Origin of the sequence: Mycoplasma sp. SG1, from assembly GCF_023612375.1 — a bacterium.
GTDB lineage: Bacteria > Bacillota_I > Bacilli_A > Mycoplasmatales > SG1 > SG1.
In genome coordinates this window covers 21,763-40,663 of record NZ_CP076852.1, presented here as the reverse complement: position 1 = coordinate 40,663, position 18,901 = coordinate 21,763, and the positions used below count along the sequence as shown (strand labels likewise).

The 18,901-nt window shown below is 27.6% G+C and carries 16 protein-coding genes and 11 tRNA genes; 26 read left to right on the top strand and 1 reads right to left on the bottom strand.

Annotation, left to right across the window (positions count from 1 at the left end):
• Window positions 1–41 precede the first annotated feature (41 nt).
• The 5 genes from JRW51_RS00275 (at window position 42) to JRW51_RS00255 (ending at window position 4,805) form a co-directional block, all read left to right on the top strand.
• Entirely contained in the window at window positions 42–1,265 is a 1,224-nt protein-coding gene (locus JRW51_RS00275; RefSeq protein ID WP_250328690.1) for an LON peptidase substrate-binding domain-containing protein, read from the top strand.
• Window positions 1,211–2,524 carry an endopeptidase La gene (gene lon / locus JRW51_RS00270; RefSeq protein WP_250328689.1) on the top strand — a complete coding sequence of 438 codons (1,314 nt, stop codon included), beginning with the start codon at window positions 1,211–1,213 and terminating at the stop codon, window positions 2,522–2,524. The genes JRW51_RS00275 and lon overlap by 55 nt, the downstream gene beginning before the upstream one ends.
• A 2-nt stretch (window positions 2,525–2,526) precedes the next feature.
• Window positions 2,527–3,108 (top strand): ribosome biogenesis GTP-binding protein YihA/YsxC, encoded by a 582-nt coding sequence (gene yihA / locus JRW51_RS00265; protein WP_250328688.1) that lies wholly within the window; start codon window positions 2,527–2,529, stop codon window positions 3,106–3,108.
• 128 nt (window positions 3,109–3,236) lie between these two features.
• Window positions 3,237–4,337, top strand: coding sequence for a hypothetical protein (locus JRW51_RS00260; protein WP_250328687.1), 1,101 nt, complete (start codon window positions 3,237–3,239; stop codon window positions 4,335–4,337).
• Between the two features lie 3 nt (window positions 4,338–4,340).
• Window positions 4,341–4,805: a hypothetical protein gene (locus JRW51_RS00255; protein ID WP_250328686.1), complete on the top strand. Its 465-nt coding sequence runs from the start codon at window positions 4,341–4,343 to the stop codon at window positions 4,803–4,805.
• A gap of 5 nt (window positions 4,806–4,810) precedes the next feature.
• Here JRW51_RS00255 and eno read toward each other — a convergent pair whose 3' ends face one another.
• Window positions 4,811–6,166, bottom strand: a complete 1,356-nt coding sequence (eno, locus tag JRW51_RS00250) for a phosphopyruvate hydratase (RefSeq protein WP_250328685.1) — start codon at window positions 6,164–6,166, stop codon at window positions 4,811–4,813.
• A 164-nt stretch (window positions 6,167–6,330) separates the two neighbouring features.
• Here eno and JRW51_RS00245 point away from each other — a divergent pair, with 164 nt between their 5' ends.
• The 21 genes from JRW51_RS00245 (at window position 6,331) to JRW51_RS00145 (ending at window position 18,834) form a co-directional block, all read left to right on the top strand.
• Window positions 6,331–7,188 carry a bifunctional 5,10-methylenetetrahydrofolate dehydrogenase/5,10-methenyltetrahydrofolate cyclohydrolase gene (locus tag JRW51_RS00245; protein WP_250328684.1) on the top strand — a complete coding sequence of 286 codons (858 nt, stop codon included), beginning with the start codon at window positions 6,331–6,333 and terminating at the stop codon, window positions 7,186–7,188.
• Window positions 7,189–7,217: 29 nt separating this feature from the next.
• Complete coding sequence (gene deoC, locus JRW51_RS00240; RefSeq protein ID WP_250328683.1) at window positions 7,218–7,898, top strand: deoxyribose-phosphate aldolase; 681 nt, start codon at window positions 7,218–7,220, stop codon at window positions 7,896–7,898.
• Window positions 7,899–8,004: 106 nt separating this feature from the next.
• Window positions 8,005–8,091: transfer RNA gene (locus tag JRW51_RS00235), tRNA-Leu, on the top strand.
• Between the two features lie 126 nt (window positions 8,092–8,217).
• A complete protein-coding gene (locus tag JRW51_RS00230) occupies window positions 8,218–8,538 on the top strand; it encodes a thioredoxin family protein (protein WP_250328682.1) in 321 nt (106 codons plus the stop codon).
• A gap of 25 nt (window positions 8,539–8,563) precedes the next feature.
• Complete coding sequence (locus tag JRW51_RS00225) at window positions 8,564–9,406, top strand: HAD-IIB family hydrolase (RefSeq protein WP_250328681.1); 843 nt, start codon at window positions 8,564–8,566, stop codon at window positions 9,404–9,406.
• Between the two features lie 2 nt (window positions 9,407–9,408).
• Window positions 9,409–10,254, top strand: coding sequence for an HAD family hydrolase (locus JRW51_RS00220; protein WP_250328680.1), 846 nt, complete (start codon window positions 9,409–9,411; stop codon window positions 10,252–10,254).
• Window positions 10,255–10,459: 205 nt separating this feature from the next.
• Complete coding sequence (locus JRW51_RS00215; protein ID WP_416234522.1) at window positions 10,460–11,497, top strand: ABC transporter ATP-binding protein; 1,038 nt, start codon at window positions 10,460–10,462, stop codon at window positions 11,495–11,497.
• Between the two features lies 1 nt (window position 11,498).
• Window positions 11,499–12,368 (top strand): ABC transporter permease, encoded by an 870-nt coding sequence (locus JRW51_RS00210; RefSeq protein ID WP_250328678.1) that lies wholly within the window; start codon window positions 11,499–11,501, stop codon window positions 12,366–12,368.
• A gap of 4 nt (window positions 12,369–12,372) precedes the next feature.
• The gene (locus JRW51_RS00205) at window positions 12,373–14,655 is read left to right on the top strand and encodes an ABC transporter permease subunit (RefSeq protein WP_250328677.1); all 2,283 of its coding nucleotides are present in this window, start codon (window positions 12,373–12,375) and stop codon (window positions 14,653–14,655) included.
• 84 nt (window positions 14,656–14,739) lie between these two features.
• Window positions 14,740–14,814: transfer RNA gene (locus JRW51_RS00200), tRNA-Cys, on the top strand.
• 2 nt (window positions 14,815–14,816) lie between these two features.
• Window positions 14,817–14,892, top strand: a tRNA-Arg gene (locus tag JRW51_RS00195).
• Window positions 14,893–14,916: 24 nt separating this feature from the next.
• A tRNA-Pro gene (locus JRW51_RS00190) sits at window positions 14,917–14,990 on the top strand.
• A 4-nt stretch (window positions 14,991–14,994) separates the two neighbouring features.
• Window positions 14,995–15,069: transfer RNA gene (locus JRW51_RS00185), tRNA-Ala, on the top strand.
• Window positions 15,070–15,147, top strand: a tRNA-Met gene (locus JRW51_RS00180).
• Window positions 15,148–15,156: 9 nt separating this feature from the next.
• Window positions 15,157–15,231 (top strand) — tRNA-Ile (locus JRW51_RS00175).
• Between the two features lie 2 nt (window positions 15,232–15,233).
• Window positions 15,234–15,325 (top strand) — tRNA-Ser (locus JRW51_RS00170).
• A gap of 46 nt (window positions 15,326–15,371) precedes the next feature.
• Window positions 15,372–15,443 (top strand) — tRNA-Met (locus tag JRW51_RS00165).
• Between the two features lie 4 nt (window positions 15,444–15,447).
• Window positions 15,448–15,523, top strand: a tRNA-Asp gene (locus JRW51_RS00160).
• Window positions 15,524–15,597: transfer RNA gene (locus JRW51_RS00155), tRNA-Phe, on the top strand.
• Between the two features lie 149 nt (window positions 15,598–15,746).
• A complete protein-coding gene (gene nagA, locus JRW51_RS00150) occupies window positions 15,747–16,922 on the top strand; it encodes an N-acetylglucosamine-6-phosphate deacetylase (RefSeq protein ID WP_250328676.1) in 1,176 nt (391 codons plus the stop codon).
• A gap of 121 nt (window positions 16,923–17,043) precedes the next feature.
• A complete protein-coding gene (locus JRW51_RS00145; protein WP_250328675.1) occupies window positions 17,044–18,834 on the top strand; it encodes an APC family permease in 1,791 nt (596 codons plus the stop codon).
• The last annotated feature ends 67 nt before the right edge of the window (window positions 18,835–18,901 follow it).

The window sequence follows — 18,901 nt, the reverse complement described above, 5'->3', positions numbered from 1 at the left end:
GATTATAGATAAGATGGAAAATAAACAACAAATCATAGCAAATGGAACAAGAAATAAATAATAAAAAAACACCTTCAAAAATTTCTAAATCAAAAATAAATAAAAAGTCATACTTACCGATTTTAATTACTAGAGAATTATTTATTTTTCCTGGATATTCACTTGAAATTGATTTTGCCAGGGATATAAGTATTCAAACGATTCAAGTTATTTTTGAAAATTATAATGGAGATTGTATTATTATTTCACAAAAAGATCAAGAAATAGATTCTCCGGCAGTTGATGATATTTACGAATATGGAGTTTTAGCCCATATATCGCCAATAGCAGAAAATATAATGATTCATGGTTCTAAAAAAATCATGATCAAAGGTATTAGTCGGACTCAAATTTCAAAAGAGGATATATCTATTAAAAACGGTATATTTTATTCAACATACAAATTACCAAAAGAGGAACCATCTAGTTTGGTTGATAAAAAAAGTTTGTTGAATCAAATCATCACTTTACTTGATGAACAAATCATTACCAAAAATTTAATTCCAAGTAATTTCATGAGCTCATCTGATGCTTATGATAATGATAAAAATATATCTTTGATTTGCGATGGTATTGCTCATTATTTACCGATTTCTTCAAAAATAAAACAACAAATTTTAAAAGATTCTAACGTTAAAAGACGTTTGGAAATTTTAATTGATGAATTAAAACGACAAAAATCTTCAAAAGATATTGAAAAAAGAATTTCAAAAAAAATCCGTTCAAAAATTGATGAAACGCAAAAAGAATATCTTTTAAGAGAAAAATTAAAAGTTATAAAAGAAGAACTTGGCGAACTTTCTGGCAAAGACACAGATATTAATGAGATTCGAAATAAAGTTCAAACAGAACCATATCCTGAAAATATCAAAGCTAAAATTTTAGAAGAATTAAAAAAATACGAAATTATTCCTCAAGCTTCAGCTGAAAGTAATGTTATTTATTCATACATTGATTGATTAATAAAATTACCATGATGGCAGGTTCGTAAAGAATCAAAAGATTTAGATAAAGTTTGAAAAATTCTTGAATCAAACCATTATGGTTTAAAAAAATTAAAAGAAAGAATTGTTGAATATATAGCTGTAAAAATACAATTAGAAAAAACTAATAAAACCGGTTTTGGTGATATTATTTGTTTAGTTGGGCCTCCAGGGGTTGGAAAACATCATTGGCTAAATCAATTGCTGAATCTATTGATCGTAAATTTTTTAAAATATCATTAGGTGGGGTTAGAGATGAGGCTGAAATAAGAGGTCATCGTAGAACATACATTGGGGCTATGCCTGGAAAAATTATCCAAACAATGAGAAAAGCTGAAGTTATAAATCCAGTTATTTTGCTTGATGAAATTGATAAAATGAATTCAGATTTTAGGGGAGACCCATCAAGTGCAATGCTTGAAGTTCTTGATCCTGAACAAAATAAATCTTTTTCAGATCACTATCTTGAAGAAACATATGATTTAAGTCATGTTATGTTTATAGCATCCGCTAATTATGTTGAAGACATACCTTATCCGCTCCTTGATAGAATGGAGATTATTAGTTTATCATCTTATACAGAACTAGAAAAGCTTCAAATTACAAAATATTATTTAATTAAAAAAGTATTATTAGCATCGGGATTAACATCAAGCGAGTTAAGTTTTACGAAAGAGGCTATTTTATATATCATCAATTACTATACAAAAGAAGCTGGCGTAAGACAATTAGAAAGACTGCTTTTAAAAATAGCTAGAAAAGTTGTTCTTTTAATTTTACAAAATAAAATTAAAAAAATGCAGGTAACAAAACAAGTAGTTAAGGAATTTCTAGGATATGAAATTTATAATTACACAAAACGCGAAGCAAAAAATATCCCTGGTGTTGTTACTGGCTTGGCATGAACTCAATTTGGAGGAGATATTTTACCAATTGAGGTAACAAGTTTTGATGGAAAAAGCAATCTTGTTTTAACAGGGCAACTAGGGGATGTTATGAAAGAATCAGCATCAATCGCTTTAGACTATATTAAATCCAAGGCAAAAAGATTTAATATTCCGATCAAGGGTTTTGATAAAAAAGACATTCACATTCACGTTCCTGAAGGGGCTGTATCAAAAGATGGACCAAGCGCTGGTATTACATTAACTTCTGCTATTATTAGTATGCTGAAAAATATTGCTGTAAGTAAATACATAGCTATGACTGGAGAAATAACTTTGACAGGTAAAGTTTTAGCAATTGGCGGATTAAAAGAAAAATTAATTTCAGCCGCTCGTTCAAAAATAACAACTATCTTTATTCCAAAGGAAAATGTTAAAAACTTAGTTGATGTTCCAAAAGAGGTATTAAAAGATTTAAAAATCATCCCTATTTCTCATTATTCTGAATTGTATGACTATCTCTTTGAAAATAAACCAATTAAAGATGATGTTATTGACATAAATACAATAAAAAGCGATGATTTAGTTCATGGAAATTGTTTCGCTTTAAGGGAATAATTTTGCAAGTATCACTTAAGTTTTTTTCTTCATCACCACAAAGTTTAAACATTGATTCTGAATTAATAATTTTAATTGGGAAATCAAATGTTGGTAAAAGTTCGTTTATTAACTGAATTTCAAATAATAAACGCCTAGCATATATCTCAAAAACGCCAGGAAGAACACAACTTTTAAATTATTTTACTTTTCAATTAAATAATTTTAACGGTTATTTAATTGATACACCTGGTTATGGTTTTTCAAAGATGAGTTTTGTACAACAAAAACGCGCTCAAACAGCAATATCACATTTATTTCAAACCAAAACAGAAAAAATTAAATTAGTCATTTTTCTTTTTGATTTAAGGTGAAAATTAACGGAAAATGATATTGCAATTTACAAAGATTTTAAATCTTTTCCACATTTTATAATTTTTACAAAATTTGATAAAATTAACCAGAAATTAAAATTTAAACAACTAAAGTCACATATTTTTGATTTAGAAATTAATGACAAAGATTATTACATTCATTCAAAATTAGAGACAAATCCTAAAAAAAAAGATTTACTTTTTAATTCACTTTTAAATAAAATAAAATAAAGTTTTTTATATTTAAAAAATTATTTTTTCCAATAAATGCAATTTATATTGTATTTTTTTATGCATTTTTTTCATATATATGAACTTTTTAGATACAAAACAAACACAATAACACATCCTTAATTCTTATGTCCAAGTTAACATATTTTATTCTATTTTTATTCTTTTTATTTATTTTATTCGCTTTTGGATTTTGTATTTTCATCCAAGACTATATTTATCATCCTGCAGAGAAAGACAACACCGAACACAGAGAGGATCAATTTGAATACGTAGATAATGAATCAAAAATTGATTTCATCCAAATTGATTGATGTAAATTTCATTTTACTAAAGCAATTTTTAAAGAAAACCCCGATCTTAATTATCAAATCAAAGTTTATTATTACAACGATATTCCTAAACAGCAAAATGAACTTTTAAAATATGAACTTTTATATTCGATCAACGGTAAATTATTTTTACCTGTAAAAAAAGAAAAACAAACACCAATTGCATCCGAAGATTACTTTACACTAATAGTTCCAAAAACAGAATTTCAAAATATAAACTACATTACTTTTTATTTAGATCCATTTTTTCCAGATATATTAGATGCGTCAAAATTTTGACACTATAATCTGACAAAATGACATTTGGTTTTAGAAAAATCAAATAATTATGGCGATGTTTTTATAAATAATTCAACTGGAGGCAATCTACAGCTTAATAGCACCTTGCAAATTAATTACAATGAGTCAAAAGAACAAGAGTCAAAAGATATCAATTTAGAGTTTATTACCAAACTAGCAAACGACCATACTGTTACTTTAAATAATAACTTTTTAACAATTAAATCAAAAAAATATGTCGGAATAGAGATTAAATCTGTTTCAATCACTGAAGGTTCTATTCACCATTATTTTTCAGATCCAAAAAATCTACCAGTTATAAAAATTACTCAAGATTCAAAAGATGGATGTTATAAGCATCTTTTTTCAATTAATGACTACTTTTATTATGATCCATCGCAGAATCAATTTTATAAAACCGCTCCAAGCAACGATAAAGCATATCATGGACTTCCGCTTAATATTTATAACGATGATGCCCCCGCCCAATTGATTATAAATCTTGAGGTAAATAAAATCATCAACTTTAAAGTAATATACGATTTAAACACTTTAAAAATGTATGATAGTAAAAATGACCAGAATTCACTTACAACAATAAATCATTCTACTTGATAATCAATGGACTTTAAAAATTTTAGAAAGAATATAATAATAAAAATTTTATTGTTTATTATTTTTATTGGAGTGTTTGTGGGGGGTTTATTATTTAAGCTTTATTTTTGAAACAATTCATCCTCTGATAATAATAATAATGATGTCGCTTTTTCTGCTGAGGAAAAAAAATTTTTTGATCCCAAGTATTGATATAAAGATCAATCGTTAAGTTCTACCTTAGTAAAAAACTTAATAATTGATCAAAATAACGAGTTGTTAATAAACAAAGATAGTTACAAACAATTAGTTAATAATTTTTTTGAAAATAAATTAAAAAAATGAGGTTACAATTTTGAGCTTAATTTTAAGTATAAATCTGTTAATGACAAAGAAATTAAAACGTTAATTAAACTAACATTCTTAAAAGATTATGATAAACATAATGTTAAAAAAGATGTTAATTTATTTTATAACTTTAAATTAAAATAATTTATTTATTTTAAGTCTTTATCTTTTAAATTGTAAAAAGCACAACCACACAAACCTAAGTAATGAGCTGATTTATCTAAAGATTCTTCGATTCTTAGAAGGCGATTAAATTTAGCAATTCTTTCACTTCTGCTCATAGCACCAGTTTTTATTTGACCAGTATTAAATGCAACTGCTAAATCTGCGATAAATGTGTCTTCTGTTTCTCCAGATCTATGACTAATCATTGCAGACATATTGTATTTTTTAGCTAAGTTAATTGCTTGGATAGTTTCTGTTATTGTTCCAATTTGATTAATTTTTATTAAAACAGAATTAGCCGCTTTATTTTCAATTCCTTTAACAATTAATTTAGGGTTTGTTACAAACAAATCATCACCAACAATTTGAACTTTATTACCTATCGCTTTGTTTAATTTTTCAAATCCAGCCCAATCATGTTCTCCAAGGCCATCTTCAATTGAAACAACAGGGTATTTATTGATCAGAGTTTCATAAAAAGCGATCATTTCATCGCTTGTTTTGATGATGTTTTTGTTGTGTTTTTTAGAAAGCTTTTTCATTAAGTATTTACCTGTATCAGGACCTGATTTTATATTCAATTCACTAGCAGCAACATCCAAAGCTATTGCAACTGCATTTTTTCCGAATTGTTTTGGGTTATAGCCACTCATTTTGATAGCTTCAACCAAAATATCTAAGACATGTTCAATACTTTCTAGATTTGGAGCAAAACCCCCTTCATCTCCAACATTAGTAGATAATCCTTTGTTTTTTAAAATTTTCTTAATATTATTGTAAACATTGTATGCCATTTCCATAGCATGAGAAAAGCATTTAGCCCCAGTTGGAACAATCATAAATTCTTGAAAATCTATAATATTATCAGCATGAGCACCACCATTGATAACGTTTAAAAATGGAATTGGTAATACATTGCTTCCAACCCCACCTAGATATTTATATAAAGGAGTACTTTGTTCCATCGCTGAAACTTTAGCTGCAGCCATAGAAACCGCTAAAATTGCATTCGCTCCTAATTTGCTTTTATTTTTTGTTCCGTCCAATTTTATTAATAAATTATCAAGTTCTTCTTGATTTTCAGAATATATTTCATTTTCAAGAATAGCCTTTTTAATGATTGTATTAACATTTTCTACAGCCTTTAAAACACTTTTTCCATTAAAGTATTTTGGATCATTATCTCTTAATTCATAAGCTTCTTTTTCTCCAGTTGATGCCCCAGATGGAACTATTGCAGTAGCACTGATCATCATTTCTGTTAATATTTCAACTTCAACGGTCGGAGTTCCTCTAGAATCTAAAACCTGTCGACCTTTTATATCAATTATTTTTGACATTTTTTATTTTTTATTTTTTATTTTTTATTTTATTCTTTACTTACTATTTTATCAAAATAACAATCTTTAAATAAGAAAATTTAAGGACTTTCTAATTTATTTATAAAGTAAAAGGAAATAAAAGAAATATAATTATTTAGAATATTAGGGATTAATTTTATTACATGATCTTACTTAATGGCGAAAAATTAGCAAAACAAAAACTTCATAACTATCAAAATTTAATTTCAAAGTGGGTTCATTCAGGTTATCAAAGACCAACCCTTGCTATTATTTGAATTGGCGAAGATATTGCTAGTCATAAGTTTATTAAAATAAAAATCAAAACATGTAAAAACATCGGGATTAATGTATTAACTTATCAGTTTCCTGAGACAACGTTTGAAAATGTGATAGTTGAAAAAATCAAAGAAATTAATCAAAATGATTCAATTCATGGATTAATTATTCAACTTCCAATTCCAAAAACTTATTCATTAAAAAGAATTTTATCATCAATTTCTAAGAAAAAAGATATTGATGGATTAAATCCATATAATTATGGATTGTTAAATTCTGAAAAGTTTGAGCCAGTTTTTCAACCTGCAATCGTGTCTGCTATATTTCTTTTATTTAATGAATATGGAATTGATCCAAAAAGCAAGAATATCACAATTGTTGGTGATGGACTAATAACTGGAAGAGCATTAACTAACATGTTATTAAATTCTCGTGCAACCGTAACAACATGTAATAAATTTACTTCTGATATTTCAGTTTTTACTAAAAAAGCTGATATTGTTATAAGTTGTGTTGGTAAAATAAATTTGATTCAAGAGTATATGGTTAACAATGATGCCATCGTTATTGACATCGGAACATCAATAATAAATGATAAAGTTTATGGAGATGTTGATTTTAATTTTGTTTCCAAAAAGGTAAGAATGATAACACCTGTGCCTGGAGGAGTTGGGCCTTTAACGGTTGTTTCTTTAATTTCTAACTTATTAGAAACTTATAAAAATCAAGAATTTAATAAATAGAAATATGTAAAAAATTACAATAAAAAATTATGGATAAAAAAATAAAAATTAACCAATATATTGATCATACAGCGCTAAAAGCAGACTTAACATTGCATGAAGTTGCCACTTTATGTGAGCAGGCAAGAGTTTATCAATTTTATGCTGTTTGTGTTCCTGGATGTTTTGTTAAATATGCTAAAAAATTTTTACAAGGAACAAATATCAAAATTGCTGCTGTTGTCGCTTTTCCATTAGGTAATTCTTCAACTTCTTCAAAAATTTTTGAAACAAAGGAAGTTATAAAAGATGGTGCTGATGAAATAGATGTTGTTGTTAACATTTCATGAATAAAATCAAACCACTATGAACTAGTTGAACAAGAATTATATGAACTAAGAAAATTTTCACAAGGTAAAGTAATAAAATTAATTCTTGAAACATGTCTTTTAACCGATGATGAAATTTTTGAAGTATCTAAATTAGCAGCAAAGTTACATTATGACTTTGTAAAAACTTCAACAGGTTTTAGCAAACACGGTGCAACTTTTGAAGCGGTTGAAGTAATGAAAAAAGCAATAGCTGGATCATTCACTAAAATTAAAGCATCTGGTGGAATTAGAGACTATCCACTTGCAAAAGCATATATAAGTAAAGGTGTTTCAAGAATTGGTACTTCTTCTGGGGTAAAAATAATGATTGAAGAAAGTCAAAATTTAATTACAAATTAATTTTAATTTGATATTTTTTACTCAAAAATTTAACATTTTATAGATAAAGTTTATATAATTTTAAAGGTGATATTTTTTTAAAAAAGAAAAATTTACACTAATAATTGCGGATGTGGCGAAATTGTATAGACGCGTTAGACTTAGGATCTAATGGAATTATTCCGTATGGGTTAGAGTCCCATCATCTGCACCATTTTTAAAAAAATTTAAAAGTTTTATTATTTTTTAAAAATGGAATAACGGAATAAACTATAATTTAATTTTTAAGGCTAATTAAATATAAAAAGAATATAAATAATATTAAGTAATAAGAAATAAAATGGGGAATACAATAATAATAACAAAAAAAGAATTTGAAAAAATACTTCAATCAACAGATGAACTATTTATTGTTGATTTTTTTGCAGAATGATGCGGGCCATGTCGTATGTTATCGCAAGTTGTTGATGAATTAAATAAAACACAATCAACAAAAATTTATAAATTTAATGTTGACAGTGATCGTGCTTTTGCTAATCAAATTTGAAAAGTATCTTCTATCCCTGCTCTTATATTTTTTAAAAACAAAAAAGAAATTTTTAGAACAGAAGGTTTTAAGACTAAGGAAATGTTAGAAGCATACATTAAAAATTATCAATAGTTTTTAATTATAAAATCTTAATAAAATGGTCTATAAATTCTTTTGCATTGATTTAGATGGAACATTACTAAATCGTAAATTAAAGATTAGTATTAAAAACAAGTACGCTTGTAATAATTTAATGAAAAGTGGGACAAGCATTCTTATAACCACTGGTAGAAACGAAGCTTCCACTGTTTTTTTTGCAAATAGTTTAAATCTATTTCAACCCAAATTTAATAACTATTGAGTTGCTTATAACGGAGCTTTAGTTTATGATTGTAAAAACAATGTTTATTTGCTTGAAAAACCTTTCAAAAAAATCAACATTTTAAAAAAGTTTATTCAAGTTTTATACCAAAATAAATTTTTATTTGTTATTGGCATTAAAAATAAATCATTGTCTAATATATCATGCAGTTTTTTGAAGAAAAGAATTAAGAAATATTATTTTCATGATTTGATTAAATTTAATATAACAGAGTTTAATGATGATACGAAGTGTTTTAAGCTGTCTATTTTTTCTAAAAACTTATTTTGTGGATTTTCTAAAAAATCAATTCAAATAATTAAAAACTTGACTGAATCGCTTAATTTAGATTATCAATTTGTTTTTCAAAAAAGAATTATTGAAGTGACACCAAAAGGCGTTTCAAAGAAAACTGCCGTTGAGTTTCTATGTCAAACTAAAAATATTTTACCTTTAACACAAGTTGCAGCCATCGGTGATAGCGAAAATGATTATGATCTTTTAATTTATTCTGGTTTTAAGGCTTGTCCAAGAAACGCAGTTAAAAAAATTAAAGAAATTGCGGATGTTGTTTCAACTAAATCTGCAGGTCAATCAGCTGTTGCTGATGTTATTAACAATCATATTTTAAATACTTAAAAATGAAAAAAAACATTAAATTATGCGTTTTTGATTTAGATGGAACTTTGTTGAATTCTAATTCATTGCTTTCTACTGAAAACATTAAAACTTGTACTAAATGACAGAAAGAAAATAAGATAATAACGATAGCAACCGGAAGAGCTTTTGAAAATTCAGTTAATTTTGTAAAAGAACTTTCTTTAGATAAAAATGCTGGTTTTTTAATATCAAATAATGGTGCGCAAATATATGATTTTAAGAAAGAGAAGTTTATTTTTTCAGCACCTTTTAATAAAGAAGAATATTTAAAAATTTGAGAATATTTATCATCTTTTCCAACTATTTTTCTTTTCTTTTTCGATGGTCATAATCAAATAATGTATCACAACAAAGTTTCAAAATATGACGAAGAAATAAATTTACATATTAATTATCATTGTTTTTCTCCATATCATATGTCGCCTAAAATGATTAATAAAGCAGACTTAGAAAAACTTTCTATTCCTTTTTTTAAATTATTGGTTATTTTTAACAATGAAGAACAAATCAAAAGTTTTAAATCTTGATTAAATGAAAATAATATTAATTTAGAACTCTTTATAATGAGCAATAATCTTGTTTTTGAAATAACAACAACAAATGTTAACAAAGGCAATGCTGTTCTTAAACTTTGTAAGTATTTAAACTTAAAAAATGATGAAGTTTTAGTGGCAGGCGACAACGGAAATGATGTTTCGATGTTTCAAATTTTTAAAAATAGTTTTACAACTGCTAATTACAATCCAGTTGTTTTGCCTTACGTGAAAACAATTTTTAAAAAAACGAATGACCATCATATAGCAAAAATGATTGACGAGTCGATTTAAAAGATTTTTTACACTTTATTTTTTATTAACAAAAAATAAATTATTTGTATAATTGTATTCTATAAATTACAAAATAGTATTTTTCCTTTTAAATAATGTAATGAAGGGGGAGTGATAGGTGACAAGTGTTATTTCAGAAGTAAAAAAAAAGAAAAAGCCAATAATTCAAGCTTTAAAAAAGAAAAGTTCTGTTCTTTCATCATATTTAGAAGTTCGAAATCTTTCTAAAGAATATGATAATAAGATTATTTTAAAAGGGCTTAATTTTAATATAAAAAGTGGTGAATTTGTATCCATTCTTGGTCCATCTGGATCTGGGAAATCTACTATTTTAAAAATTCTTGCAGGGCTAGAACCAATGAACTCTGGGGAAATTTTTTTTGAAAATAAATTAATTAATAAAGAACCGCCGTATAAGCGGAGCTTTAACATTATTTTTCAAAATTTCGCTTTATTTCCACATATGGATGTTTATGAAAACATAGCATATGGACCTAGAATAAAAAAATGATCAAAAGAAGTAATTGATAAAGAAGTTGACAAACTTCTTAAATTAGTTAAATTAGTTGATTTTAAACATGCTTCTGTTGATACCTTATCAGGTGGACAACAGCAAAGAGTTGCAATTGCGCGTGCCTTAATTAATAAACCAAAAATTCTTTTATTAGATGAAGCCTTATCAGCCCTTGATCCATTGCATCGTAAAGTTATGCAAGTGGAGTTAAAAAGAATTCAAAAAGAGGTTGGGATTACATTTATTTTAGTAACTCATGATCAAAACGAAGCTTTATTAATAAGCGATCGAATTATTTTAATTAACCAAGGCCAGATTAAACAAATCGGAGATCCTATCGAAATTTATAATGAACCAGATGATCTTTGAACTGCTACCTTCATTGGTAAATCAAACATTATTAAAGATGGTATTTTTGTTAAAAACAATTTTGTTAAATGAGATGATAAAGAATTTTATTGTTTAGATATTGATTTTGGTGAAAATGAACCAGTTGATATTGTTTTAAGACCTGAAGATATTAAAATTTGTTTTGAAAATAAAGGCTTTTTCAATGGTGTGATTATTTCAAAAAGTTTTCAAGGGGTTCATTGAGAGGTTGTCTTTAAAGCAGATGGTAGTGATCGGATTTATTTAGTTGACACAACAATCAATTTTATTATTGGTAAAAGAGTAGCAATTCAATGAGATGAAGATGCTATTCATGTCATGTGAAAAGAAGGAGAATAACATGAAAAAATTATTTTTACTTCTTACGCGCAGTTTGAAAAACATTAACAGTTTAGTTTTATTAATAACTCCATATATGATAGTTTTGGGTTTATTAATTTTGTTACCGTTTTTAATCACGATTATTTATGCGATTATTTCATACAGTCATCAAGGTTTTTTAAAAATTAGTTTTCAACAGTTTATTAATTTTTTTAACAATCAAGACCTTGGTTTAGTTCTTTTATATACAATTTTAGTTGCATTTATTACATCAATTATTTGTCTTATCATCGGTTATCCAGTAGCTTATATTTTAGCCTATAAAGTTAAACATCAATTAAGAAAACAATTTTTATGGGCCTTATTTATTTTTCCAATTTGAATCAATTTGTTAATAAGAACATATGGTCTAACATCTTTTTTTCATTTAATCTCAAATGCTAATTTTGACTTAGTCGGAACTTGGGGTGGGATCGTTATTGGAGCAGTTAATGCTTTTGTTCCTTTTCTAATCATTAATGTTTACAATTCTTTAAATTCAATTGATAAAGATTATATTAATGCTAGTTCAGATCTTGGCGCAAGTAATTGAGCAACAATTCGAAAAATAATCATTCCGCTTTCGATTAATGGTATTTTTGCTGGTTTTATTTTAGTTTTTATATCAACAGCAACTTCGTTGGTAATTCCGCATTTTTTAGGGGGCGGAAAGCATGTTTTAATTTCAAATGTCATTGAAAACTTCTTTTTTAGAAGCAATAATTTTAGTTTTGCTGCTGCTATATCTTTGATTGTTTTAGTTGTTATTTACTTTTCATTGTATATTTTTAAATTAATTTCTAAGTTCCTGCAAACTAAAGTTTGACATCGAAAAAAGCCGTTAAAGTAATATTATGAAAAAATTAAAAAAATTGAAAAAATCTTCTTGATTTTCAACTGCATTTCTTTTAATAATGATTTTGTTTCTTTATTTGCCTTTATTAGTTGTTTTTATTTTTTCATTTAACAACTCAGGGCAAACTTGAAGTTTTAGTGGTTTTAGTTTTGGTTTTAAATACTATGGTGATTTATTTAAACAATCTTTATTTTTAAAAGCTATCTTAGTTTCAATTCTTATTTCCTTACTTTCGACTTTTATTTCAACTGTTATAGGTACTTTAGCTGCGATTAGTTTTCAAAGACTGTCAAAAAAATCACAAGCAGTTATTCAATTCTTTAATAATATTCCCTTAATTAATGCTGATATTATTATCGGAGCATCGTTAATGATTCTCTTTATTTCGTTAGCTTTTTCGTTTGGTTTTTTAACATTATTAGCTGCTCATATTAGTTTTTCAGTTCCGTATGTAACGATTACAGTTTTAGCGAAATTAAAATCAGTTAATAAGCATTACTTAGATGCAAGTCTTGACCTAGGCGCAACGCCGTTTTATACCATCAAAAAAGTTATCATTCCGTTAATTAAAAATGGTATATACGCAGGGGCAGCGATTGCTTTTGCGATGAGCATCGATGATTTTATTATTTCTTATTTCACATCAGGCTCTTTACAAAATTATTCTGTTTATATTTATACAATGCGTCATTTCCAACCATTTGTTAACGCTTTCGGAGTTTTATTAATTTTATTTTTAGTAGTTCTTTTTATCGTTTTCCAATCTTTAACAAAAATCAAATCAAGAAAAACTAAATTAGCACTCAACAACTTAACCGCTGATAATAGTAAATTTTTAAAAGTTAAAAACTACTTTTTGAAATGATTTAAAATAACTTCAAAACCGATTTTAAAAAGCGATAATCAAGTTGTTGAAAAAAAACCTAAAAGACCAAAAACATTTTTGATCAAAAATAAACTACTTTCACGGAAAGTTTTATCTGTTTTTGGATTATCATCTTTATCATTGGGTGGGGTTGGTTTATTAATTTATTATTTTGTTTCAAATCAGAAAGTCATATCATTAGCAGTTTGATCTGAATATTTTACTGATAGTTCGATTAGAAAATGAGAAGATAAAACAGGATGGAATGTTCAATTGATTACTTATTCTTCAAACGAGGAACTTTCAAATAAACTTAACACCGCATCTTTTGATGTCATGATGCCATCTGATTATTTTGTTTCTTATTTAAAAGCAAGCGATTTAATTCAACCCCTTAACTCACAATACATTGAACAATTGATAAATAAAAATAACCCTTCAAATGATAGCACAACAATGTTTGAAATGGTTAACGATGTTTACAATAGAATTCCAATCGACAATTCAGGCGATCATTTAACTTCAAAGAATATAAACGATAATCAAGGTTATTTTTTCCCTGCCTTTATTCAAAACACCCAAATCATATCAAAAAAAAGCGAGCATAATAATTTAAATCCATGACTTCAATTATGAAACGCTATTGAAAATGGTAAAAATGTTATTATACAAGATGATCCTAGAATAGTTTTTACTTTAGGTAAAGTGATTATTTATTTAAAAAAAGATCAATATAAGTCCTATTACAATGACTGCTTTAGCAACATCAAAGATCTATCATTTATTAATTTTTCATCTCCTAGTTGTGTGAAAGATGTTTATGATGTTATAAAAGGACCCTTTAGTCAAGGAACTGTTTCGATTCATTCTGATGATATCGATACTTATTTAAATAATGAAAAATTTGATTATGCTTTAACTTATAATTCATCGTTTGCAGAAAGCATAAAGGTAAGAGATATTACTGATAAATATCAATCACAAAATGCTTATTTACCCACTTTTCTTAACTCATCTAACAACGTTCCAATTAATGATGATAAATCACAAACGGTTAATGCTGATGGTTTTGTTATCAATAAAAACTTGTCACAACAAAAAAAAGCATTAGCTGAAAATTTAATTTCTTATCTTCTTTCTTATAATTCAGGGGTTGATAGTACCGATAATTACAGCTTTTCAATTCCCAATAACCAAATTTTTGAACATTTCAGAAAACAGTACCAACAAACTGAACCTGCCTACTTTAGATCACTGTTTTGACTTGACTCTTCATTCAATAATCCACAACCTAATATTAATGGTTGAATTAATAATGTTTGAAAACCTCAAATGTTTAATTTAAATGCCGAAGTTTTAGATTATAATTTAAACAATGAGATAGCTAACTATTACAATCTTCTGTTAAAATCTTAAATTTTTTTAAGACTTTTAATAATTAATATATCTTATTTATTTTTTTTAATTTATAATATTAATCGGTTAGATTAAATGTTATCTGGTACTGTAGCCAAATGGTTAAGGCAGGAGTCTGCAAAACTTTTATTGTCAGTTCGATTCTGACCAGTGCCTCCAGTGTGCCTATAGTTTAATTGGATAGAACATTTGACTACGGATCAGAAGATAAGGGTTCGAGTCCTTTTAGGTGCGCCATTTTCTTTTAATTTTATTTATTTTCAGGAAGTAGCTCAATGTAGAGTACTTGGTTTGGGACCAAGGGGTTGCTGGTGCGAGTCCAGTCTTTCTGACCATTCTGGGGCTATAGCTTAAGTGGGAGAGCACTTGATTTGCATTCAAAAGACATCGGTTCGACTCCGATTAGTTCCACCAGGCGGGGTAGCTCCAAGAGTTTAGAGCGCTTGAATCATACCCAAGAGGTTGAGAGTGCAAATCTCTCTCCCGCCACCATTTTTATTAGGATCCTTAGCTTAGTGGTTAAAGCGCTTGGCTCATAACCAATTGACATAGGTTCGATTCCTGTAGGATCCACCAAAGGAGAGGTACCCAAGTGGTTATAAGGGGCCGGTCTTGAAAACCGAGAGGAGCAGAAATGTTTGCGTGGGTTCGAATCCCACCCTCTCCGCCATTTTTTCGATGTATATATCTTAATTTTTTTGTGTATACTTTATATAGCAGAGAGGAGCATTGGTTGCTCATTGGGCTCATAATCCAAAGGTAGAAAGGTTCGATTCCTTTCCTCTGTGACCAGGTTTAATAGTGTAATAGTTAACACACCTCTCTGTCACAGAGGAGACTACGGGTGCAAGTCCCGTTTAGACCGCCAGACTTGGTAGCTCAGTGGTAGAGCAGTAGACTGAAGCTCTATGTGCAGAGGTTCGATTCCTTTCCTAGTCACCATTTTTATTAGAACTAAATACTTTTTTAGGATTTAATAAAAATGGTTTTTTTTTACAAAAACACTTTTTTAGATAAAGTCATCTTAAAATATTTGTTATAACTAAATATAAATAATTAATTTTTTTTGAAATTAACAAAAAATTTAGGATATGATCTTACATAATTGTAAAATTTATACATTTCACAAAATTATTGAAAATGGCTGGATAAAGATCCTTGATAATAAAATTGCTGAAATTCATGAAGGTAAATATAAATCTGCTTCACATCAAAATAATGTTATTGATTTAGAAGGAAATTTATTAATACCCGGCTTTATTGAAGTTCATACAAACGGAAGTTTTGGATATGATTTAACCGACAACGATCTTAAAGCTTTACCAGTTATGATGAAAAATTTACCAAAAGATGGTGTAACATCTTGTTTGGTAACAATTGTTACAAGCGATGATGCTAAAATTAAAAGCATTCTTAAGAAATCATTAAATTTTTTCAACAACCAAGATATAAATGATGGACAAACTTTTTTTAATGGTATTTATTTAGAAGGTCCTTATATCAATCCGATTACCAAAGGAGCACATGAGGAAAAACTAATCAGACCTTTTTCTGAATCTGAAATTCTTGAATATCAAAAAATTTCAAATAACCTGATTAAAATTTTAGGGGTTGCAACTGAATACCTTTCACCTAAAGATCTAGAGTTTTTAAAATCTAACAACATCATCGCTACAGTAGCACATTCAAATGATACGGCACAACATGTTTTAGAATTAGCAAAAACTGGTAATTTAACCTTAGCCACACATCTTTTTAATGGTATGTCTCCGTTTCATCACCGCCATCCTGGGGTTGTGAATGGGTGTTTAAGCAGTGATAACATAATTACAGAAATAATTACTGATGGTTTTCATGTTAATCCATTAGTTTTAGAGTTAACTTATAAAATCAAAGGGAAAGAAAAAATCTGTGTTATAACAGATGCGACAAAAGGTAATGGTTCCCCTGATGGCGATTACACATTAGGCAATTTAAAAACATATAAAAAAAATGGCGCGATGTATCTTGCTTCAAATCCTGAAGTTCTAGCAGGTTCTGCTGCTTCGATGATTCATTGTTTTAAAACAGGTTTAAAAGGTTTTAAATGTTCTATTCAAGATATGATCGAAATGATTTCATACAATCCTGCTAAAATTATCCAAATGTTTGATAAAACTGGTTCGATTGAAACAGGAAAATGAGCTGATTTAATCGTTTTAGATAAAGATAATTTGGATATTTTAAAAACAATTGTTAGGGGAAAAATCGCTTATACTAATAATTAAAAAAACAAAAACTATTTTTTATTTTTTATATAATGTTTTAATTATTATCAAAATAAGATATTATTAAATAAATATTCAATAAAAGTAAATAGGGTTGCCTATTAAAAAACAATGCATTTATATGTCAGGACAAATTCAAAAATATACTAAAAGAGCGATGTTCATCTTTGGATTCAACTTTTTGGTTGGATTCTCTTTCCTATTCGCTTTACCAAGCAGTTTCGCAGCTGTTGGAAACTACTTCATTTTAATATTAGTAGCAGGATCATTAATTTCTTTTATGGTTGGTCTTTCATTTTCAAGATTAACTTTAAAATTTGGTGGATTTGGTGGTTCATATATTTATGTTAGAAGGGCATTTGGTAACTTCACGGGATATATTGCTGGATGATATCAATATATTCAAGGACCTTTTGTTTGCGTAACAACCGTTTCAGCGATTGCTTGAGCTTTTAAAAGTTGGACAGGTTTTAGTACGAGTGGTAATTTTTATGACAACTATCAGTTTTGAATTATTGCTTTTGCTATTCTATCTGTTATTATCATTATTGTTATTCTTTATTTTGGATTGGCGCCAACAACTTATTCTTTATGATTCTTATGAGCCTTAAAATGGGGCGTAATTATTTTTTCACTTGTTCTTTGCTTTTCAAGAATGTTTTGATCAAATTCAGGTGATGGAGGTTTCTTCTCGAATATTTTCAATAATGGTTATACGCCGAAAAATTTAAATATGGGGCAAGCTGTTGATTCATTAATCACCTTCTTTTTTGCCTATGGTGGTTTTGAGGGTATTGCAGCGGTTGCTAATGATGTTGAAAACCCACATAAAAATATGCCTAAAATTTTATTAGGTATTATCATTTTTACAACTATTTTCTATGTTTTTGCATTTTTATTATTTCTTGGAGCATTAGGGGCACAAAATGGTTTAGCTTCTGGTTCTGATGTTAATCCAATTAATATGATTTTTAAAAACCTTTTTCAAACAAAACTAAATTGAGGGGTTGTAGCAATGCTTTTAGGTCTTCTTGCTGTTGTTGGACAAATTGCTAATAAATTGACAAGTAGAATTCAAAACGGATGAGTAAACACAAGATTAATCGCTCCTTTAGCTGCCGATGGTTTTTTACCAATTAGATTTGCAAAAAGAAATAGATATCATCAATTTAAAAACGCTTTATTCCTTGATTCAATTATCAGTATCGTTTTAGTTTTAATTTACTTTTCAATTTTTCTTTCAGTGCCATTTTTCAAATCAGGGGCTGGGATGGATGTATTATCTGGTTCGCTTGATTTATATTCATTGGTCGTATTTGTCCAGTATGGACTAACGATGTTTGCAGCATGGAAATTAGCTTCACCAAAAGTTGGTTTTTTGACGGTCAAAAAATGAGAAAGATATATGTATTTCTTTGGTGGCATCTTTCTTTTCTTCCTTTTAGGTTATTATTTAGTTAATAACGTTACAAATGCTATTGTTCAACATACAATGCAAAATATTTATCAAATTATTTTATTTGTAATTGCTGGAATTGTTGGTTTATCATTGTATCCAATTGGAGATTGATTAAATTGAAGAAAACAAGCTCACAAAGTTCATGACCCTGATCTTGAAGAAGCTGACATTTCTTATGAACATTGAAAAAAAACAAGAGATAGAAACTATAATCTTGAAGACATCATTGATAGAATTTCAGACGATACAAAAGAAAATCATTTAAAAAATATTAAAAAAGCGGTTATTAATACAATTGAAAATCCAAAACCAAACGATATAAAACCGCAAAATATTCAAAAAGCAGATTTAGTTATTGATATTGAACAATCAAAACAAGAAAACAAAATTAAAGCCAAATTTAATCAGATTAAGAAGAAATTTATTAGTTTTTTTAAACACAAAAAAGAATAAATAACGAAGTTAAGATTTAAGATATTTATCTTTACCAAAAATAAAAGCACCCTAATTTTTAGGGTGC